Annotated in this window: 12 protein-coding genes, 2 tRNA genes and 2 pseudogenes; 12 read left to right on the top strand and 4 right to left on the bottom strand. The window is 62.0% G+C overall.

Annotation, left to right across the window (positions count from 1 at the left end; genetic code table 11):
- Positions 1 to 929: pseudogene (locus EBMC1_RS18665) on the top strand (hypothetical protein); the annotation flags it as partial.
- 14 nt (positions 930 to 943) lie between these two features.
- Here EBMC1_RS18665 and EBMC1_RS10685 read toward each other — a convergent pair.
- Positions 944 to 1034: transfer RNA gene (locus EBMC1_RS10685), tRNA-Ser, on the bottom strand.
- Between the two features lie 77 nt (positions 1035 to 1111).
- On the opposite strand from EBMC1_RS10685, the gene EBMC1_RS10680 reads away from it, so the two are divergent.
- Together EBMC1_RS10680 and EBMC1_RS10675 are read left to right on the top strand one after the other, a co-directional pair.
- Complete coding sequence (locus tag EBMC1_RS10680) at positions 1112 to 2056, top strand: peptidylprolyl isomerase (protein WP_003044883.1); 945 nt, start codon at positions 1112 to 1114, stop codon at positions 2054 to 2056.
- Positions 2057 to 2062: 6 nt separating this feature from the next.
- Positions 2063 to 2377: a DUF1905 domain-containing protein gene (locus EBMC1_RS10675; protein ID WP_003044881.1), complete on the top strand. Its 315-nt coding sequence runs from the start codon at positions 2063 to 2065 to the stop codon at positions 2375 to 2377.
- Here EBMC1_RS10675 and EBMC1_RS18660 read toward each other — a convergent pair.
- Positions 2367 to 2510, bottom strand: coding sequence for a hypothetical protein (locus EBMC1_RS18660; protein WP_162928223.1), 144 nt, complete (start codon positions 2508 to 2510; stop codon positions 2367 to 2369). The genes EBMC1_RS10675 and EBMC1_RS18660 overlap by 11 nt on opposite strands.
- 118 nt (positions 2511 to 2628) lie before the next feature.
- On the opposite strand from EBMC1_RS18660, the gene EBMC1_RS10670 reads away from it, so the two are divergent.
- The 7 genes and pseudogenes from EBMC1_RS10670 (at position 2629) to EBMC1_RS10630 (ending at position 9119) form a co-directional block, all read left to right on the top strand.
- Positions 2629 to 2703 (top strand) — tRNA-Thr (locus EBMC1_RS10670).
- A gap of 80 nt (positions 2704 to 2783) precedes the next feature.
- Positions 2784 to 4430 carry a site-specific integrase gene (locus EBMC1_RS10665; RefSeq protein ID WP_156001141.1) on the top strand — a complete coding sequence of 549 codons (1647 nt, stop codon included), beginning with the start codon at positions 2784 to 2786 and terminating at the stop codon, positions 4428 to 4430.
- Between the two features lie 117 nt (positions 4431 to 4547).
- Entirely contained in the window at positions 4548 to 5558 is a 1011-nt protein-coding gene (locus EBMC1_RS18655; RefSeq protein ID WP_196795409.1) for a hypothetical protein, read from the top strand.
- Between the two features lie 18 nt (positions 5559 to 5576).
- On the top strand, positions 5577 to 6032 hold the full coding sequence (locus EBMC1_RS17850; RefSeq protein ID WP_081611187.1) for an antA/AntB antirepressor family protein: 456 nt from the start codon (positions 5577 to 5579) through the stop codon (positions 6030 to 6032).
- 25 nt (positions 6033 to 6057) lie between these two features.
- Positions 6058 to 6255, top strand: a pseudogene (locus EBMC1_RS10650) (hypothetical protein); the annotation flags it as partial.
- 1361 nt (positions 6256 to 7616) lie between these two features.
- Positions 7617 to 8015: a hypothetical protein gene (locus tag EBMC1_RS10635; protein ID WP_003044862.1), complete on the top strand. Its 399-nt coding sequence runs from the start codon at positions 7617 to 7619 to the stop codon at positions 8013 to 8015.
- A gap of 432 nt (positions 8016 to 8447) precedes the next feature.
- The gene (locus tag EBMC1_RS10630) at positions 8448 to 9119 is read left to right on the top strand and encodes a recombinase family protein (protein ID WP_003044860.1); all 672 of its coding nucleotides are present in this window, start codon (positions 8448 to 8450) and stop codon (positions 9117 to 9119) included.
- 751 nt (positions 9120 to 9870) lie between these two features.
- On the opposite strand, the gene EBMC1_RS17845 is transcribed toward EBMC1_RS10630, so the two are convergent.
- The gene (locus tag EBMC1_RS17845) at positions 9871 to 11124 is read right to left on the bottom strand and encodes a hypothetical protein (protein WP_156001139.1); all 1254 of its coding nucleotides are present in this window, start codon (positions 11122 to 11124) and stop codon (positions 9871 to 9873) included.
- Between the two features lie 372 nt (positions 11125 to 11496).
- Between EBMC1_RS17845 and EBMC1_RS10620 the strand changes: the two genes are divergently transcribed.
- Positions 11497 to 12579: an AI-2E family transporter gene (locus EBMC1_RS10620; protein WP_003044853.1), complete on the top strand. Its 1083-nt coding sequence runs from the start codon at positions 11497 to 11499 to the stop codon at positions 12577 to 12579.
- A 9-nt stretch (positions 12580 to 12588) separates the two neighbouring features.
- Here EBMC1_RS10620 and EBMC1_RS10615 read toward each other — a convergent pair whose 3' ends face one another.
- Entirely contained in the window at positions 12589 to 13467 is an 879-nt protein-coding gene (locus tag EBMC1_RS10615) for a LysR substrate-binding domain-containing protein (protein ID WP_040590058.1), read from the bottom strand.
- A 325-nt stretch (positions 13468 to 13792) separates the two neighbouring features.
- On the opposite strand from EBMC1_RS10615, the gene EBMC1_RS10610 reads away from it, so the two are divergent.
- On the top strand, positions 13793 to 16123 hold the full coding sequence (locus EBMC1_RS10610; protein WP_409371971.1) for a CDC48 family AAA ATPase: 2331 nt from the start codon (positions 13793 to 13795) through the stop codon (positions 16121 to 16123).
- The last annotated feature ends 13 nt before the right edge of the window (positions 16124 to 16136 follow it).

Genomic DNA, 16136 nt, shown 5'->3' with positions numbered 1-16136 from the left:
CCCACTCCAATGAGAAGTTGTACGAGGGTCAGCACGACGCAATTGTCGGGGCTGAGCTATGGAACGCCGCGCATCATTTGCTACGAACGAACCGGCAGGGTTATCACGCGACCAAGCGACCGAACGCGATATTGCTCGCCGGGTTGGTTGAGACCGATGACGGCAGGCGCTTCAAGTCGAATCATGCCTGCAAGGGACGAAAGCGGTATCGCTACTACGTGGTTGATCAGGCTTCGGATGCGGGCGTGCCAGGGAATCCGATGCGAATTCCCAACGGAGAGCTGGACGCGGCGGTCTCTCAACTAATTTGCAAAGAACTTCAGGATCCGTTCGCTCTGCTTTTCAAGGCGGACGTCGAACTGCGCCCGTCCGATATCGCGGGCCTCGAGCCCAGAGCGCAAGCCATGCTAGCCGCGGTCGATCAGCGTGACTATTTCACGGTCAGGTCTCTCATTCGAAAAGTGATCATCGGCTCATCATACGTTGAGGTTCAACTCGATGTGTCGGCGCTCCTAAATGGCCTGGCGATCGCAGGTGTCCCCCATGATGACACGATCGCATTGAAAGCGGCGGCGAGGACAATGCGGACAGGCAAAGCGGTCCGGTTGGTTCAACAAAATGGGCGTTCGCCCAACCGGGCGAAGCCAAATCTCGAATTGGCGCGCCATATTGTGAAGGCTCGCGAATGGTGGTCCGAGCTCAAAAGCGGGGACATCCGTATTGCCGACATTGCGCGGCGAGAGGGACTCAACCCTTCCTGGGTTTCTCGGATGGTGCGTCTGAACTTCCTCGCTCCCGCCGTTGTGGAAGCTATTTTCGCAGGGACGCTACCAGACCATCTGGGACCCGACTTGTTGCGGCATCCAAAATTGCCGTTATCTTGGCAGGAGCAGCTGAAGTTTTTGGCCGTAACGGCGCATAAAAACTAATTAAATCAAAGACTTGGCGGAGCGGGAGGGATTCGAACCCTCGATACGCTTTTGACGTATACTCACTTTCCAGGCGAGCGCCTTCGACCACTCGGCCACCGCTCCGCATCTTGCACTGGAAGGCGCGCCCTAATCGCTTGGCGGGGCTTTCGCAAGTCGCATGGCCATGGCAGACAGGCGGCATGAAATATCTTTTGCTCGCCGCGGCTGCGGCATCGCTCGCCATTCCCGTTCAAGCCCAGGAAGCGACTGAGGTGCCGTCGCCGGGCGAGATTGCGGCCGCGGCGCCCGCGAAGGACTGGGTTGCGATCCCGACGTCGGATCTGCTCGTGATGGACCTTGCGCCCGACGCCAAGGGCAAGGCGCGCCGCGTGGTCATCCAGCTGATGCCCGCGCCGTTCAGCCAGGGCTGGATCGGCAATATCCGCAAGCTCGCCGCCGCTCACTGGTGGGACGGCACCAGCGTCAACCGAGTGCAGGATAATTATGTCGCGCAGTGGGGGGACGCGACCGAGAAGAAGCCTTTGCCCGAGGGTTTGGTAACGGTACCGGAGAGTGAATATTCCGTACCGCCCCATATTTTGGTGGCTCATGAAACCCGTAGTCCGGCCTTCGCGCCGTCCCCGCACCGACCGCGCGGCGATGCCTACGCAGAATTCACCGGTTTTGTCGCAGGCTGGCCTGTCGCCTATGATCATCAGAGCGAATGGCCCATCCATTGCTATGGCATGGTGGGCGTCGGCCGTAACATGTCGCCCGATACCGGTTCGGGCGCGGAGCTTTATGCCGTCATCGGCCACGCGCCGCGCCACCTCGACCGCAATATCGCGCTCGTCGGCCGCGTGATCAGCGGGATCGAATATCTGTCCAGCCTGCCGCGTGGCACTGGACCGCTGGGTTTCTACGAGGATGAAGCCGAGCGCGTCGGGATCCGCTCGATCAGGCTTGCCAGCGACTTGCCGGCGGCGGACCAGCCGCGCTTCGAATATCTGTCGACCGACAGCGATGCCTTCACTAACTATGCCGACGCCCGCGCGAACCGGCGTGATCCCTTCTTCATCCGCCCTGCGGGCGGCGCCGATATCTGCAATATCCCCGTGCCGATCCGGCCCATCGCGGCGAAATAGGCGCGCGTGGAAGATTTCACCGTCACGACGCCGCTCTGGCGCTGGCAGTCGGCGACCGCGCCCGCAGCCTGGTTTTTCCTGACCATCGCGGGTGAGGCGGCAGACGGGATCCGCTTCGCAGCGATCGGCGGACAGTGGCTCGACGGCCGCAAGGGATTCGGGTCGGCAAAGGTCCGCGCGACCGTTGGCGATACCTGTTGGAACACCTCGGTCTTCCCGCACAACGAAAGCGGCGGCTGGCTGCTGCCGGTCAAAGCGGCTGTGCGCAAGGCAGAGGGCTTGGCGGAAGGCGACGCGGTAACGGTGACGGTCAGTCTTTAAGTGCGTCATCGGACTTTTCGACTTGCGTCTGGGCTTCGCGCGTCTGCGCCTTGCGCTTGCGCAGGTTCGCGCGCAGCGCTTCCGCAAGGCGGCGTTCGCGCTCGATATCGGCGGGGGAAGGCGTCTTGGACATTGCCGCGTCCATGCCCGGGAATTCGGCAAAAGGTCAAGCCTCGCACCTTGACAGGCGCGGGCCGCCCCGCCATAGGCCGCGCCTGCCCAGCGAGCGTGACGCCGCGATGGGCCCGGATGCTGCTGTAGCTCAGTGGTAGAGCGCACCCTTGGTAAGGGTGAGGTCGAGAGTTCAATCCTCTCCAGCAGCACCATTCTACCCCTAGAAATCCCTGATTTCCGCCCTTCTTGGCCTTCCACTGCTACACAAATATGCTACATGGAAGGCATGGAAATGACCTATGCGCTGAGCCGTAATAAGCGTTCGTCGAAGTGGCAGTTTCGGAAGCGGTACCCGTCCGACGTGGCGAGAATCCTCCCCGGCGAGTTCATCAAGTCGACAGGGGAAGAGGACAAGAGAGCGGCGCAGGCGCGCGTCCCGATGATCGCGGCGGAATATGAAAGGCGCATAGCGGAGGCCCGTGCGAAACTTGCGGAGGCGCCGCCGACCACACTATCGGACGCGCAGGCGCTCGCGATGGCCGCGAACTTCTATCGCTCCGCGCTTCCCTCCTACCTTGTTACCCGGCCCATTGGTCAGCTGGAGCAGCGGCAGCTCCTTCAGGACACCCGCGAGCGCCTTGAGGCCACCCGTGAGGCTCTCGGGCGCAATGAGTTCGGCATGGTCGCCGCAGCGGCCCGAACGGCAGCGCGAGGGGCAGGGGTGGAACTCCCTGAAGATTCGCCTGCAATGGATATGCTCCGCCGGTGTCTTATGCTGGCGTTCGTCGAGCTGATGCGCGCCGCCGTGGCTCGCCTTGAAGGCGCGCCCGACTACATGCCGCAGGGGCTGCCATTGGATGCCCCGGCAGTTCCGGCACCGACCGCAGCGGCCCCTAAGCGGACCGTAGAGGCCCTTCTGACGGCCTATGAAGCCGATAAGGCGGCGGGTTGGAGCAAGGCCAGCGCCAATGCGTTCGGGCCGGTTTCGCGCGTTCTGCGGGAAATGTTCGCCGACCGCGAAGTCGGCACGATCACCCGCGAGGAGGCCAAGGGGCTGGTGAAGGTGCTGGAAGGCCTGCCGGTTTCCTTTGGTCGCCGAAAGGATCTGGCGGGGCTTTCCGTGCCGCAGATGGTCGAGCGGGGCAGGGCACTCGGTCTCCCTCTTCTTGCCCCGAAGACGATCAACTCCAAATACCTCGTCAACGTCGCTGCCGTGTTCAACTGGGCGGTGACGGAGCAGTGGATAGCCTCCAGCCCCTTCAAGTCCCTCTCGGTCCACGATCCGGTGGACGCTGCAGACAAGCGCGACCCGTTCAAGGTGCCTCAGCTCAATAAGCTGTTTCGGTCGGGGCCTTGGCAGTCCCCATGGGCGGAAGATGGGCGCTCTTCGGGTGACTATTGGGTGCCGCTGCTATGCCTCTTTCATGGTCTCCGAAACGGCGAGGCTGCCGGTCTGCGGGTGGAAGACGTTGGCGAGGAATCCGGTTTCGCGGTCCTGCATGTCCGGCCCTACGGTGGGCGGACGTTGAAGACGAAGGACGCGCGGGCAACCCTCCCGATTCATCCCGAGCTAGTCAGGCTCGGTTTCCTGTCTTTTGTTGCGGCGCAGCGTGAGGCAGGCGCGGTGCAGCTATTCCCCGATTCCGATGTCGGCGGCAAGCGCGAGGTCGGCGGGAAGATCGGCGCGCGGTTTAGTCACCATGTTCAATCGCTCGGGCTGGAAGGGAAGCGGCTCGGTATGCACTCATTCCGGCACTCGTTCGAAGATGCGACCCGCGAGGCCGAGCTGGCGCCTAGAACAGCCCTTGCGCTGTCCCGAAGGACCGAGACGGGGTCCGGCAAGTCCTATGGCGACGGTATGTCTACGCGCCAAAAAGCGGAGGCGCTGGGGAGGGTGGCCTATCCGGGTCTCGACCTCTCGCACCTTTATCGAAAATGACGCCGTGAGGGGGCCGTTTGGGGCCGTGGAGGGGCATTGCTCCGCAACCGCCGCACAGCGCCGAAGTGGAGCTTAATCGGCTCGACGAAGCGAACCGAGGTCGCTTAGGAATACGCTATGGCGAGTCCCGACAATATTATTCCTGAGGAATCCTTCAAACAGGACACTACGCAGGGCATTGTAGAGCTGCACCTGACTGGCGGCGTACGCGCTATTGAAGACGGTAACCGGCGGTGGATTTGGCATCCCGTGCTTTCTGGCGGAACCGTGCAGGCATTGGAAGCTTTGCCCATAAATCGGATCGATCAGCACGCCGGACGTGTCGGCCTTCTGCTTTTTGGGGGCGATCAGCAATCAGGTCTAGAAGGCTCGTTAGTGTCGCGGTCTTGGACTCCCCTTGACGGTGCCCACGATGGCACATTGCAGCCTGCTGACCTGTGGGGCGCCATTGCCGGTAATGCGGACAAAGCGGGTGATGAAGTTTATGCGCGGGTTGCAAGATATATTTCTTTCACCCTCCACGCGGCGGGTATTCGTTTGCGCGATGCGTCGGACGGGTATCGCGCACAACTCCTCCATGCTGTAGAGATGAACTGCCAACACGGACGTCGATACGCCAACATTCCGATGCGAGATATTCAGCTCGCATTCCATTCTGTCCTTTCAGAGCTTGCTAGTGCGCGGGACTATCTTGCCAAGCTGTTAGCAGGACGTCTTGGTGCGCCTCAAAAAGTCGATGCAATGCGCAGTTTCGCGGCGTGGCTCGACAAGGCGCAGCAGGCTCACCTCCGCTCAGAACCGGTCGTTGCTGAGATGCTCGCGGCATACGACGCGACCTCCGCAGACCCTTGGCTACATCAATTGACGGAGTACCGGAACATATTCACTCATCGTCAGCCGATGGGTTCAACGGGACGACCGCAGTGTATGGTATACGAGATCGTGACTGTTTCAGACATCGAATACCCCCGGATAACGCTGCCGCTGTCTGATGGGGACGCTGCGGCGCACGGGCAAGACGCGCTAACCCGCTTTGTCGGATTGTACCGATCCATGATCTCTCTTTCAAAGCTCGCTGCGGCTAATGCGCCCTATAGTACTCAATTGCCCAGCTTCGAGGTACGGTGATTTGCCCCCGCCGCCTTCCTGCCCCTGACGGACGACCAGAAGGTCGATGCAAGGGCGCTGCACGGCTGGCTGGGGATCGCCACGCGCTTCAATGACTGGATCGCGAAGATCATGGACGACTACGGATTTGAGGAGGGGTCAGACTTTTACTCAAATCTCAGTAAAACCGGCGGGCGTCCCCGCAAGGACTACCTCCTGTCCCTCGACGTCGCGAAGGAAATCGCGATGATCGGCAACACCCCCAAGGGCAAGGCCACCCGCCGGTACTTCATCGCCGCCGAGAAGGCTGCCGCCGCACCCACAAGCTCCGCACCGTCGAGTTGGACGGCCATCCTTGGTTCTGCGGCGCCGATGTGCTGCACATCCTCTACGGGGCAGCGAACGGCAAGGCTTGGGCATACCGGCTCCTCGAAGACGACCAAGTTCGGGAAGTTGATCCGATCAACTTTGGTCTCGGCGCGAGGCGGGGGATGAAGGCTGTTTCCGAAAGCGCCTCTACAAGCTCATCATGCGCTCGGACAAAGCCGAGGCGGTCGAGTTCCAGAACTGGGACACCCGCGAGGTGTTGCCTGCGATCCGCCGCACCGGCGACTATGTCATGAAGGACGCGAACGTCGGCGCGGTGCTGGACCAGCAGCCCGCCAACCCCGCTTTAACGCATTCGCGCTATCCATTTCAGCGCCGCCCCGGACGCTAACGGCTCAGCGACCGCCTTCCGGTGCCCCGTGCGGTACCCATCAAGCCCTTACCATGACACCGTGGCGGTGGCTTTTTCGCGCGCACAACGCTGTTCGCGCCTGCGGGGCTGCTACCCTACCCGAAATCACCTGTGCGGACCTGAGGGGCCGGAAAAGCCGCCCAGACGGTCACGAATAAGTCAGGACCACTGATGAAAGAAACCCCGGCTGCGCAACTGCGCATTGCGAGAAGTTGACCGGCGGCCCGCCTATCGCCCATGATCGCCTGCACAGTAGGGGGGGGGGGGTCCGTGAATCGTCGTCTCAAAGCCGCTGCCGTGACCGCCGCGTTCTACGCGGTTTGCGCTTTTCCGCTGTGGGGGCCTGCCGACTTGGCAGACGGGGCGAAGTCTACACTGCTAGTACTCCTCGCCCTGTGGGTCGGCGGTGGCATGTATCACGAATTACTCGCCGCATCAGATTGATGCGGCATCACATCCATCTAGCGCGCCGTGCCTAGGCTGTGGCCTGACCCTCGCGACCAGCGTCCAATCAGCTGGTGGGAAATCGCGTTCGTGTCGGTAACGACGGCGGCAGGAACGGTGATGATGGTAGTAAGCTGGCTGCGCTGAGGCTCAGCAAATCAGCGGTATCGGGCGGTAGGTGCAATTAGTCAGGACTATCGGACAAGGGAAACCCTCCGTCCCCGGTCAGGATATTTAAGGTATACCTTAAGGGCACCCTCAAGACCCCCTGACCGTTCCCATGGGCACCCATGGGTAACCCCCTCCTACATTCCCTTCAAACACCTCCTACATCGGGGTGCGTAAGGCGGTGGCCTAAGGCCGCTGCCACTACTGCGCTGGTCGAGCGGCGCTACCACAGGCGCGGATAGATTCTGCGCAAAAATCCGAAGCGGGATAGCGTATCAGACCGAACCGGCGTTCCCCCCATAGGGTGCGCCGTGCCGACGGATCGCTGGCGCTATTCCCTTCGGTCGCCCTCAACACCCCGGCAGCATCCCCTAGGGCCGCATCCCTGCGCCTTTTGCACCGGCACCCCGAGCGCGCACCAGTTCAACCGCCCGCCACGGGCTACGAAAGCAAACACAAATGGCAATGGACCTATCGCGGGCGGAAACGCGCACCGCGAACCAGCGGCGCGACCGTCTCGTTGATCGCCGCACCTCGATCCTCCCCGAGCGCCGGGATACCCGAGCGCCCGAGCTACGGCCTTCAGGGGACATGCGGTCAGCCAGCAGGGGCGACGTAGGGGGCGCTGAGGCGCTCATGAAAACCCTCGGCCTCGTCAACCGCGCTGCCGGTGACTTCCAGCAGTATGCCGATAACCGATACAAGAAGACGCCCTGACAGCGGAGATTATGGCCCCGGTCTACACCGGGAAGCGGAAGCCCGAAGAGGCCCGCGCCATGATGCTGCAGCGGCTCGCCAAGGTGCCCCCTTCGGTCGCCCGAAAGGCTCTCGCCGAAATGACCCCGGCATTATCCGCCATGGAAAATGCCAACGAACAGACCGGCGAGGCGCGGGACGCGCTGGAGTATATGGACGATTCCGACCGCAAGGCATGGATGGCCGCTGTACTTAAAGGCATGCCGCCCTCCCGTGCTAAGCGCCTCGGGGCCGAAGCCTCCAGCTTGATGGACCGAGCGATCCAGCGGACCCAGCGCGACATTGCGCGCGGCGTTGCGCCGAAGGATGCGCGAGAGCGGGCCTACCAATGGCTCCGCGCGCAACTGGACGGGCTGCGCCGGTCCCGCTGAAGGAAATGGAAAGTCCCCGCTAGGTGGTCGTAAGGGCACCTGCGGGGACTTCCTCTCCCTCAATGAGCCAGAGCGGCTCGGCGGGCTTGCTCGGGGCGCGCTAGATTCTGAGGGTCGCCCTGAGCCACTGTCGCGCCCGCATGAAAGGGCAACGGCTAACGGGCGGCGCCCAAGGGTCGCCCTCTAAGAGCGCCGAGATACGCGCCCGCAGTTCCGTCCGCTGTTGTGAAGATTTGGGTTTCATATCGCCTCCTGTTGTTGAGGCTGAACCATCTACACACATCTGCGGGCAGGTGTTTCCGTTAGCCTGAGCATCCCGGCGATTTGAGTCCAGACGAGTCCGCAGCGCGACGAGTTGAGCGGAACCCCTCATTCCATATCCTTACAAAACGGCCTAACGGACGTTACGAGGATTTGTAAGGAGCCTGCACCATGTGCCGCGTTGTCGCCTATTACCGCGTTTCGACCGAAGGGCAGGGCCGCTCAGGCCTCGGGCTGGACGCCCAGCGCCATGCCGTCCACGCGCTATGCGATGGCCGGGGGTGGGAGGTCGTCACCGAGTATACCGAGGTGGAGAGCGGCAAGCGGAATGATCGCCCGCAGCTGGAGGCCGCGCTTGCGGATGCCCGCCGCACCGGCGCAAAGCTCGTTGTCGCGAAGCTCGACCGGCTGAGCCGCAACGCGGAGTTCACCCTGAGCCTGCGTAACAGCGGTGTCGATTTCGTCTGCGCCGACAATCCCGACGTTAACCGGCTGACCATCGGCCTGCTCGCCGTCATCAATGAGGACGAGCGCGAGCGGATTGCTGAGCGCACCCGCGTTGCCCTTCAGGCCGCAAAGGCCCGTGGGGTCCGTCTGGGGAACCCGAACGGCGCCGCTGCGCTCCGCAGGGCAGGCAAGGGGAACGGCGCGGCTGTGGAAGCGGTGAAGGGTAACGCTGAGCGGCTTGCAGCGGACCTGAAGGGGACCGTGGAGGAGATAATGGCAAGCGGGGCGACCTCGCTCCCGGCCATCGCCGCCGAACTCAACGCCCGCCATATCCAGACCCGCAGGGGCGGGAAGTGGCATGCATCGAGCGTCCGGAATCTCCTCGTACGTCTGTAAGCATGCGCGCACCCTCTTCTGGCCCTGCTTTTTTCGTTTAGAGGCTCAGCGCTGCACCACGCCCGAAAATGAGCATTCGAAGCCGTGGTGGTAGCTGCAACCCTCTTCGCCTAATGTGATGGTCTTACCGTTGCGTTTCAGGGCAATGCGGCATGACTCGCCAGACTCGTCCTCCGGCAACGCCACGACTCCTTCTGTGTCGGACAGGACCGCTAGCGTCGCTTCGAGGCCCCCGGTGCAGCGCGAAGCGCCGATGCCGAGTGAGAACTTTAGCCGGCCTCTGCTCCCCTCGCGGATGGTAAGTTCGCCACGAGCATCGCCTTCAAACGTCCCTTTGTACCTTCCGACCCAAGGGTTCGGAGGTGGGGGCGGGGGCGCAGGGTCGGGAAGTGGAACGGCGACTGGTGCGGGATTAACCGGAATCGCCATCTTTGGTGCGGCTTTTGAGGCAGATTGGGGAACGGGGGTGCTTCCCAACTGCCACGCCGCATATCCCCCGCCAGCTAGCACTGCGGCAATGATAAGCACTGCCCATCGGTGCCCGCCGCCCGGAGGTGCCGGATCTATTGCAAGCAGCTTGCGCTTCTCCACTTCGAACTCTGTCACAGACAGCGCGCCGGAGTCACGAAGCCGCGCTAGGCGTTCGAGTTTCTCAATATTTGCTCCCAAGCCCTTTCCCCTCGTCGCTCTCATAATTCTCAATGCGCACATGAGGGGCGCCCTCTCATGCGATATAAGGCGATAGCAGCTGCTATGCCCCCGGAGACGTGCCGTTCGCGGGAAGTGAACCGTCACTTTGAGCGCCGTTTTTGCCCTTGTTTAAGCGGCCTGCGATAAGTTCCGCCCAAGGGCTACCATGATTTTCTTCCTCGACATGACGGAGAGGCGCTTCGTCGAGCCGATCCAGGATCGAGCTGAACAACCTCTTTTCGAACGCGGGATCGACCTTGACGGCTTCACGCCGATAGCCTTCAAATGCTTTCGCCACGGATGCCTTGAACGCGTAATCCTCAGCTAGCCGGAACCGCTGCCCGATCTGCTTGGTCAAAATCCAAGCCAACCACACCGGCCCGGCAACGCTAATAGCTGTAAGCAATACGTGGACCCAAAGAAGTTGTAGGGACACATCCGGCTTTTCGATAAGCTCGTGGATCGCCTTAATGCGCCCCGATGACAGCCATGCCGCAACCCCTAGCGTCACGGCAAGTATCACGCCCAAGATTGCGGTGGACATACCCAAATCACGCGCCCTTTTGTCAAAGGCAGCACCCAGGCCTTGAGTGGTCGCGGCAGCCTGAGCGGCTTCCGTATTTGCTACCAGTTGTTCGGCTTGCTGTTTGAGTTCATCGATCTGTTTTTGATCGGCGTCAGCCTTGGTGAGTGCCGCCGTCACCTTAGCCCTCGTGCCTTCGATCTCCTTCATCGCCTCCGCATATGCCATTTGGGCTTCTGCAAGAGCCTGAAGGTCCGCGGGGAGCGCTTCCGCAATCGCGCGAGCCGAATTAATCTCCTCAATCTTCGCAGCTATGCCTTCGCTATCGCCAGTCGCTTTATCTATTGAAGCTTGTAGACGCCTAAGTCTTTGGAGCTGGGAGGCGGGGACTAAATTGTTATCTTCAATCTTTTTCCAGTCGCTATCGGATGGCGTATACTGATCGATAATCACTTTAAGCGCGTCGATCATAGACACGGCTGTCAGATAAGCATGGAATGAATTGCCGCCCGCCACATGCGGTAGAACCTGATCCACATAATTGCTTATACGCGAAGGATACGAGCTTAAGGCGTCAAAATCGGCCTCACCAACGCTCTTGTCTTCGAGACTATGGATTAGCTGAATAGGCTCACGAAAAATCGCCGCGAACTCGTCGCGGGTGATGGCGGGCATATTCCAACCCCAGATCTGATTTAACGGCTCATCCCTGCCAATGTTCGCATGTACCTGTGTAGCAAGCGATTCCAGCGCTCCTGCTATTTGATCAAGTATCGCGGTTCCATCGATCATATCATTCCCCCTCTGCAGGCCGTCCCCCGTCCGGCTCTTCTGTTCTGCCTGCCACACTATACCGCCCATTTGGCCAGCTACAACGGGATGTCTTGCAGTTCCCAACAGGAGGAAGGAGACCGTGAGGGAGTTGTGGACGCTTGCTGCTCTACCGCAGGACTGCTACACAAATGCCCGCAAGTGGTTGTCCATAATTGGCAGAAAACTGCGATTCCTAGGGGTGCATCTGCGAGTTCAATCCTCTCCAGCAGCACCATTTCTCCCTGAACTCGTATGTGAGGACCGGTGCAATCCGGCGTCCCATATATTGCCACCTATGCGGTCGACTGCGTCGTCGCTAGAGAAGGGGAATTGCTGCAGGGGTAATGGATCATGGCGAGCGAGGGTGAAGGGCGGGGCACGGACGGGCGTTGGTCCTTTCTGGTCATCCTGATCGCCATCTCGGCCGCTTTTGCGCTCGTTCTGTGGCCATTTCTGACGGCCATCCTCTGGGCGGTGATCGCGGCGATCCTGTTCACGCCGGTCTATCGCCGCTTGCTCGCGCGCATGCCCGGCTGGCGGAACAGCGCCGCCTTGCTGACCCTGCTGCTGATCGTCGGGATCGTCATCCTGCCGGCGGCGATCCTGAGCGTGGCGCTGGTCGGAGAGGCGACGACGGTCTATCTGCGTATCCAGTCGGGCGATATCGACATTGCGCGCATTTTCACGACCTTGTTTGCCGGATTACCCGGTTGGGCGACGACCCTGCTCGCCAATCTGGGAGTCAAGAATCTCGCCGACGCGCGCGACGTCTTCGGATCGGGCGCGGCCGACGGCGTGCGCGCGGTGCTGGGGCAGGCGCTGCTGTTCGGACAGAGCATCTTCGGCCTGCTCGTGAAGCTGAGCGTCGTGCTCTATCTCGCCTTCTTTCTGCTACGCGACGGCGATGCGCTGCAGCGCCGTGTTGCGGCCGCCGTGCCGCTGCGCGCCGACCAGCTTGGCCTGCTCGTCGATCGGTTCATTGTGGTGGTGCGCGCGACGATCAAGGGCAGCATCGTTGTCGCGATCATCCAGGGGATGATCGGCGGGACGGTGCTGTGGATGCTGGGGGTCGAGGCACCGTTGCTCTGGGGCGTGCTGATGGGCGCGGCATCGCTAATACCGGCGGTCGGAACCGGGCTCGTCTGGGTGCCGATGGCGCTCTATCTCTTTTTCAGCGGGGCGATCTGGCAGGGAGCAGTGCTCGTCTTTTGCGGCCTCTTCGTCATCGGCATGGTCGACAATCTGCTGCGCCCTATACTGGTGGGGCGCGAGACGCGCATCCCCGATTATGTCGTGCTGATCACGACACTGGGCGGGCTGCAATTGTTCGGATTTCACGGCATTGTAATCGGGCCGGTGATCGCGGCTATGTTCATCGCGGTTTGGGATATAGCTGCGCAGATGCGCGGCGAAGCCCTGTCGCCGCCGACCTAGCGTCCTGACCTAGATCTTCGCTTCGAGCAGCCAGTCGTGGAACAGCTTGACCGCGGGCTGGCGCAGCGCGCGGGGGCGGCAGACGAACCAGTAGCTGTAAGGGCTGTCGACGTCGAAATCGAACAAGCGCACCAGCCGCGGATCCTGCGCGTCGTCGAAATGATGACCGTGCATGAAAGCGACGCCGATGCCCTGTGCTGCAGCCTCTAGCATCAGCGGTCCCGAATCGAAGAAATCGGTCCCCATCGGTTCGAGATACGGCATGCCGATCGCATTGCGCCATTCGTTGAAGGTTTCAGGCATTTCGCGGTGCAGCAGGATCGTCGCGCGCTGCAGCTGTTCGGGCACCGCAATCGGGCGCTCGCCATCGGTCAGTCCCCGCGCCGCGATCGGGAACACTTTGTCCTGATCGAGCCTGGCTGCATAAAGCGCCGGATCAATTGCGCGGGCAAGCGCGATCGCGGCGTCGATGCCTTCGCCGAGCCGCGCTTCCCCGTGCGACAGCGTGTCGATGTCGATGTGCAATTCGGGATGCGCGCGGCGCAGTTCGGGCAAGCGCGGGAACAGGCGTTGCTGCGCAAAGAGCGGCAGCACATTGAGGTGCAGCCTTACCGACGCGTCGGGACTCCCGACCTGGCCGATAACGCTGCGCAGCTCGTCGAGGATGGGCGACAACTGGTCCTGCAGGTCGCGCCCTGCCTCGGTCAGTCGCAGCCCATGGTGATGCCGATCGAACAGCGGTCGACCGACGGCATGCTCTAGCGTTTGGATACGGCGCGAGAGCGCGGGCATCGACAGACCAAGCTCGCTCGCGGCGGCCTTTACGGTGCCGTGACGGGCAACCTCCAGAAAGGCTTCCATACTGCTGAGGGGAGGAAGGCGTGGCATGATCGTGTCTCGATGGCGATGATGACATGCGTGTCAATCCCGCGCCAGACTTTTGTGCAGTGCGGCATGATTGGACGGCGGGCTGGGGTCAGGACCCATTAATTCCACGATCGAAGCCATTTCGGCGTCCCTGCGGGATTTGACCGATTTTGCCCATGGCGTCGTCGAAAAGTCTCGAAATATCAGAATATTCCTTCGCCTTTTCTCCTCGACCTGAGCAAAATCGATTCAAACCTCGATCGCGGAATTAATGGGTCCTGGCCCTAGGGGTCGCAAATCGGGAACTGCCGTCCTATCTCTGCCGTTCTGAACTCTTTGTGGGAGATTGGCGTTGGCCGACGCACCGGTAAAAGAAAAGCAGGTCAAGCTTCAGGTGGCGACACTGCGCGCAGAAGAAAGCGGCGCGGGGATCGCCCGGATTCCGCGCACCGCAATGGCCGAACTCGGCGTGACCGAGGGCGATGTCATCCAGATCAGCGGCAAACGCGACACCGCGGCGCGTGTCGTAGCGCCCTATGCCGAGGATGAGGGGATCGAGGTAATCCGCCTCGACGGCTTGCAACGCGCCAATGCTGGCGCCGGCGCGGGCGATATGGTGCATCTGAGCCGGGTCGAGATGCGGCCCGCGACGCGCGTAGTCTTTGCGCCAGCACAGGAAAATCTGCGGCTGCAGGGCTCGGCCAATGCGCTCAAGCGCAGTTTCTTCGGCCGTCCGCTGGTCGCCGGCGATACGGTCGCGACCGCAGGGCAACAGCGCGTTCCCGCAGGCGATATGCCGCCGCAATTGCGCCAGATGCTCAACGCGCCCGCCTATGCACTCGCCGAGGTGCGCCTGCTTGTTGTCTCGGCGAATCCGAAGGGCGTCGTGTTCATCGATGAAAGCACCGAAGTCGAACTGCTGTCCGAATATCAGGAGCCGCAGGACGCGCGGCGCACCGACGTTACCTATGACGATCTGGGGGGGCTTGGTGACACGATCAATCAGCTGCGCGAGATGGTCGAGCTGCCGCTGCGCTATCCCGAACTGTTTCAGCGGCTCGGCGTCGATCCGCCGCGCGGCGTTCTGCTCCACGGCCCGCCGGGAACCGGCAAGACGCGGCTGGCCCGCGCCGTTGCGAACGAAAGTGATGCACAGTTTTTCCTGATCAACGGGCCGGAGATCATGGGCAGCGCCTATGGCGAGTCCGAAAAGCGCCTGCGTGAGATTTTCGAGGCCGCGACCAAGGCCGCGCCGTCGATCGTCTTCATCGACGAAATCGATTCGATCGCGCCGAAGCGCGGACAGGTGACGGGCGAGGCGGAAAAGCGCATCGTCGCGCAGCTTCTGACGCTGATGGACGGGCTCGAACCGCGCACCAATCTGGTGGTCATTGCGGCAACGAACCGCCCCGACGCGATCGACGAGGCGCTGCGTCGTCCTGGCCGCTTCGACCGCGAGATCGTGATCGGTGTGCCCGATGAAAGCGGGCGCCGCGAGATACTCGCGATCCATACGCGCGGCATGCCGTTGGGTGACGACGTCGATCTGGGCGAGCTTGCGCGCACGACCTTTGGTTTTGTCGGGGCGGACATGGCCGCGCTGACGCGCGAGGCGGCCATCGAGGCGGTGCGGCGGATCATGCCCAAGCTGAACCTTGAGGAAGGAACGATCCCGCCCGAAGTTCTCGCGGAATTGCGCGTGACGCGCGACGACTTTCTGAATGCGCTGAAGCGCGTCCAACCGTCGGCGATGCGCGAGGTGATGGTGCAGGCGCCGAAAACGCGCTGGAGCGACATCGGAGGGCTCGACGCGGCGCGCGACAAGATGATCGAAGGCATCGAACTGCCGCTCAAACATCCCGAGGCGTTCCGGCGGCTGGGTATTCGCGCGGCGAAGGGCTTTCTGCTCTATGGTCCGCCCGGTACGGGCAAGACCTTGCTGGCAAAAGCCGCAGCGCGCGAATCGGACGCGAATTTCATTGCGATCAAATCGTCGGACCTTCTGTCCAAATGGTATGGCGAGAGCGAGCAGCAGATCGCCCGGCTGTTCGCGCGGGCACGCGCCGTTGCGCCGACGATCATCTTCATCGACGAACTCGACAGTCTGGTGCCGGCGCGCGGCAGCGGAACGTCGGGCGAACCGCAGGTGACCGAGCGCGTCGTCAACACGATCCTAGCCGAGATGGACGGAATCGAAGAGATGCAATCGGTGATCGTCATCGGCGCGACAAACCGCCCGAACCTGATCGATCCCGCGCTGCTCCGCCCGGGGCGACTCGACGAGCTGATTTATGTCTCGGTTCCGAATGCCGAGGGACGGAGGCGGATTCTTGAGATCCATACCGCCAAAATGCCCCTAGCCGACGATGTGTCGCTCGACACGCTCGCCGAGCGTAGCGACCGCTTTACGGGCGCCGATCTGGAGGATCTGGTGCGCCGGGCGGGGCTTGCCGCGCTCAAGCGATCGATCGCGAGCGATCTCGTCACCATGGCCGATTTCGAAGCTGCGCTGAAGGATACCCGCGCTTCGGTCACGGAGGCGATGGAGCGCGACTATGAAAAAATCCAGGGCGAGATCAAGCAGCAGGCGATGAGCATCGACCCGATCGGCTTTTTCGCGCCCGGCATGCTGAAACCCGTTCGCGAGCAGAAGCACGCCGATGATGCGAAGGGCTGACGCGAAGCGCTAA

This window comes from Sphingopyxis sp. MC1 (assembly GCF_000371385.1).
Lineage (GTDB): Bacteria > Pseudomonadota > Alphaproteobacteria > Sphingomonadales > Sphingomonadaceae > Sphingopyxis > Sphingopyxis terrae.
Note: the sequence above shows the minus strand (reverse complement) of the source record. Positions and strands in the feature narration are given on the sequence as shown.

Excerpts from the sequence above, each read along its gene's own strand:
- EBMC1_RS10680 (WP_003044883.1), top strand. The coding sequence starts at position 1,112 with ATGAAATATCTTTTGCTCGCCGCGGCTGCGGCATCGCTCGCCATTCCC.
- EBMC1_RS18660 (WP_162928223.1), bottom strand. The coding sequence starts at position 2,510 with ATGTCCAAGACGCCTTCCCCCGCCGATATCGAGCGCGAACGCCGCCTT.
- EBMC1_RS10665 (WP_156001141.1), top strand. The coding sequence starts at position 2,784 with ATGACCTATGCGCTGAGCCGTAATAAGCGTTCGTCGAAGTGGCAGTTT.
- EBMC1_RS18655 (WP_196795409.1), top strand. The coding sequence starts at position 4,548 with ATGGCGAGTCCCGACAATATTATTCCTGAGGAATCCTTCAAACAGGAC.
- EBMC1_RS10635 (WP_003044862.1), top strand. The coding sequence starts at position 7,617 with ATGGCCCCGGTCTACACCGGGAAGCGGAAGCCCGAAGAGGCCCGCGCC.
- EBMC1_RS10630 (WP_003044860.1), top strand. The coding sequence starts at position 8,448 with ATGTGCCGCGTTGTCGCCTATTACCGCGTTTCGACCGAAGGGCAGGGC.
- EBMC1_RS17845 (WP_156001139.1), bottom strand. The coding sequence starts at position 11,124 with ATGATCGATGGAACCGCGATACTTGATCAAATAGCAGGAGCGCTGGAA.
- EBMC1_RS10620 (WP_003044853.1), top strand. The coding sequence starts at position 11,497 with ATGGCGAGCGAGGGTGAAGGGCGGGGCACGGACGGGCGTTGGTCCTTT.
- EBMC1_RS10615 (WP_040590058.1), bottom strand. The coding sequence starts at position 13,467 with ATGCCACGCCTTCCTCCCCTCAGCAGTATGGAAGCCTTTCTGGAGGTT.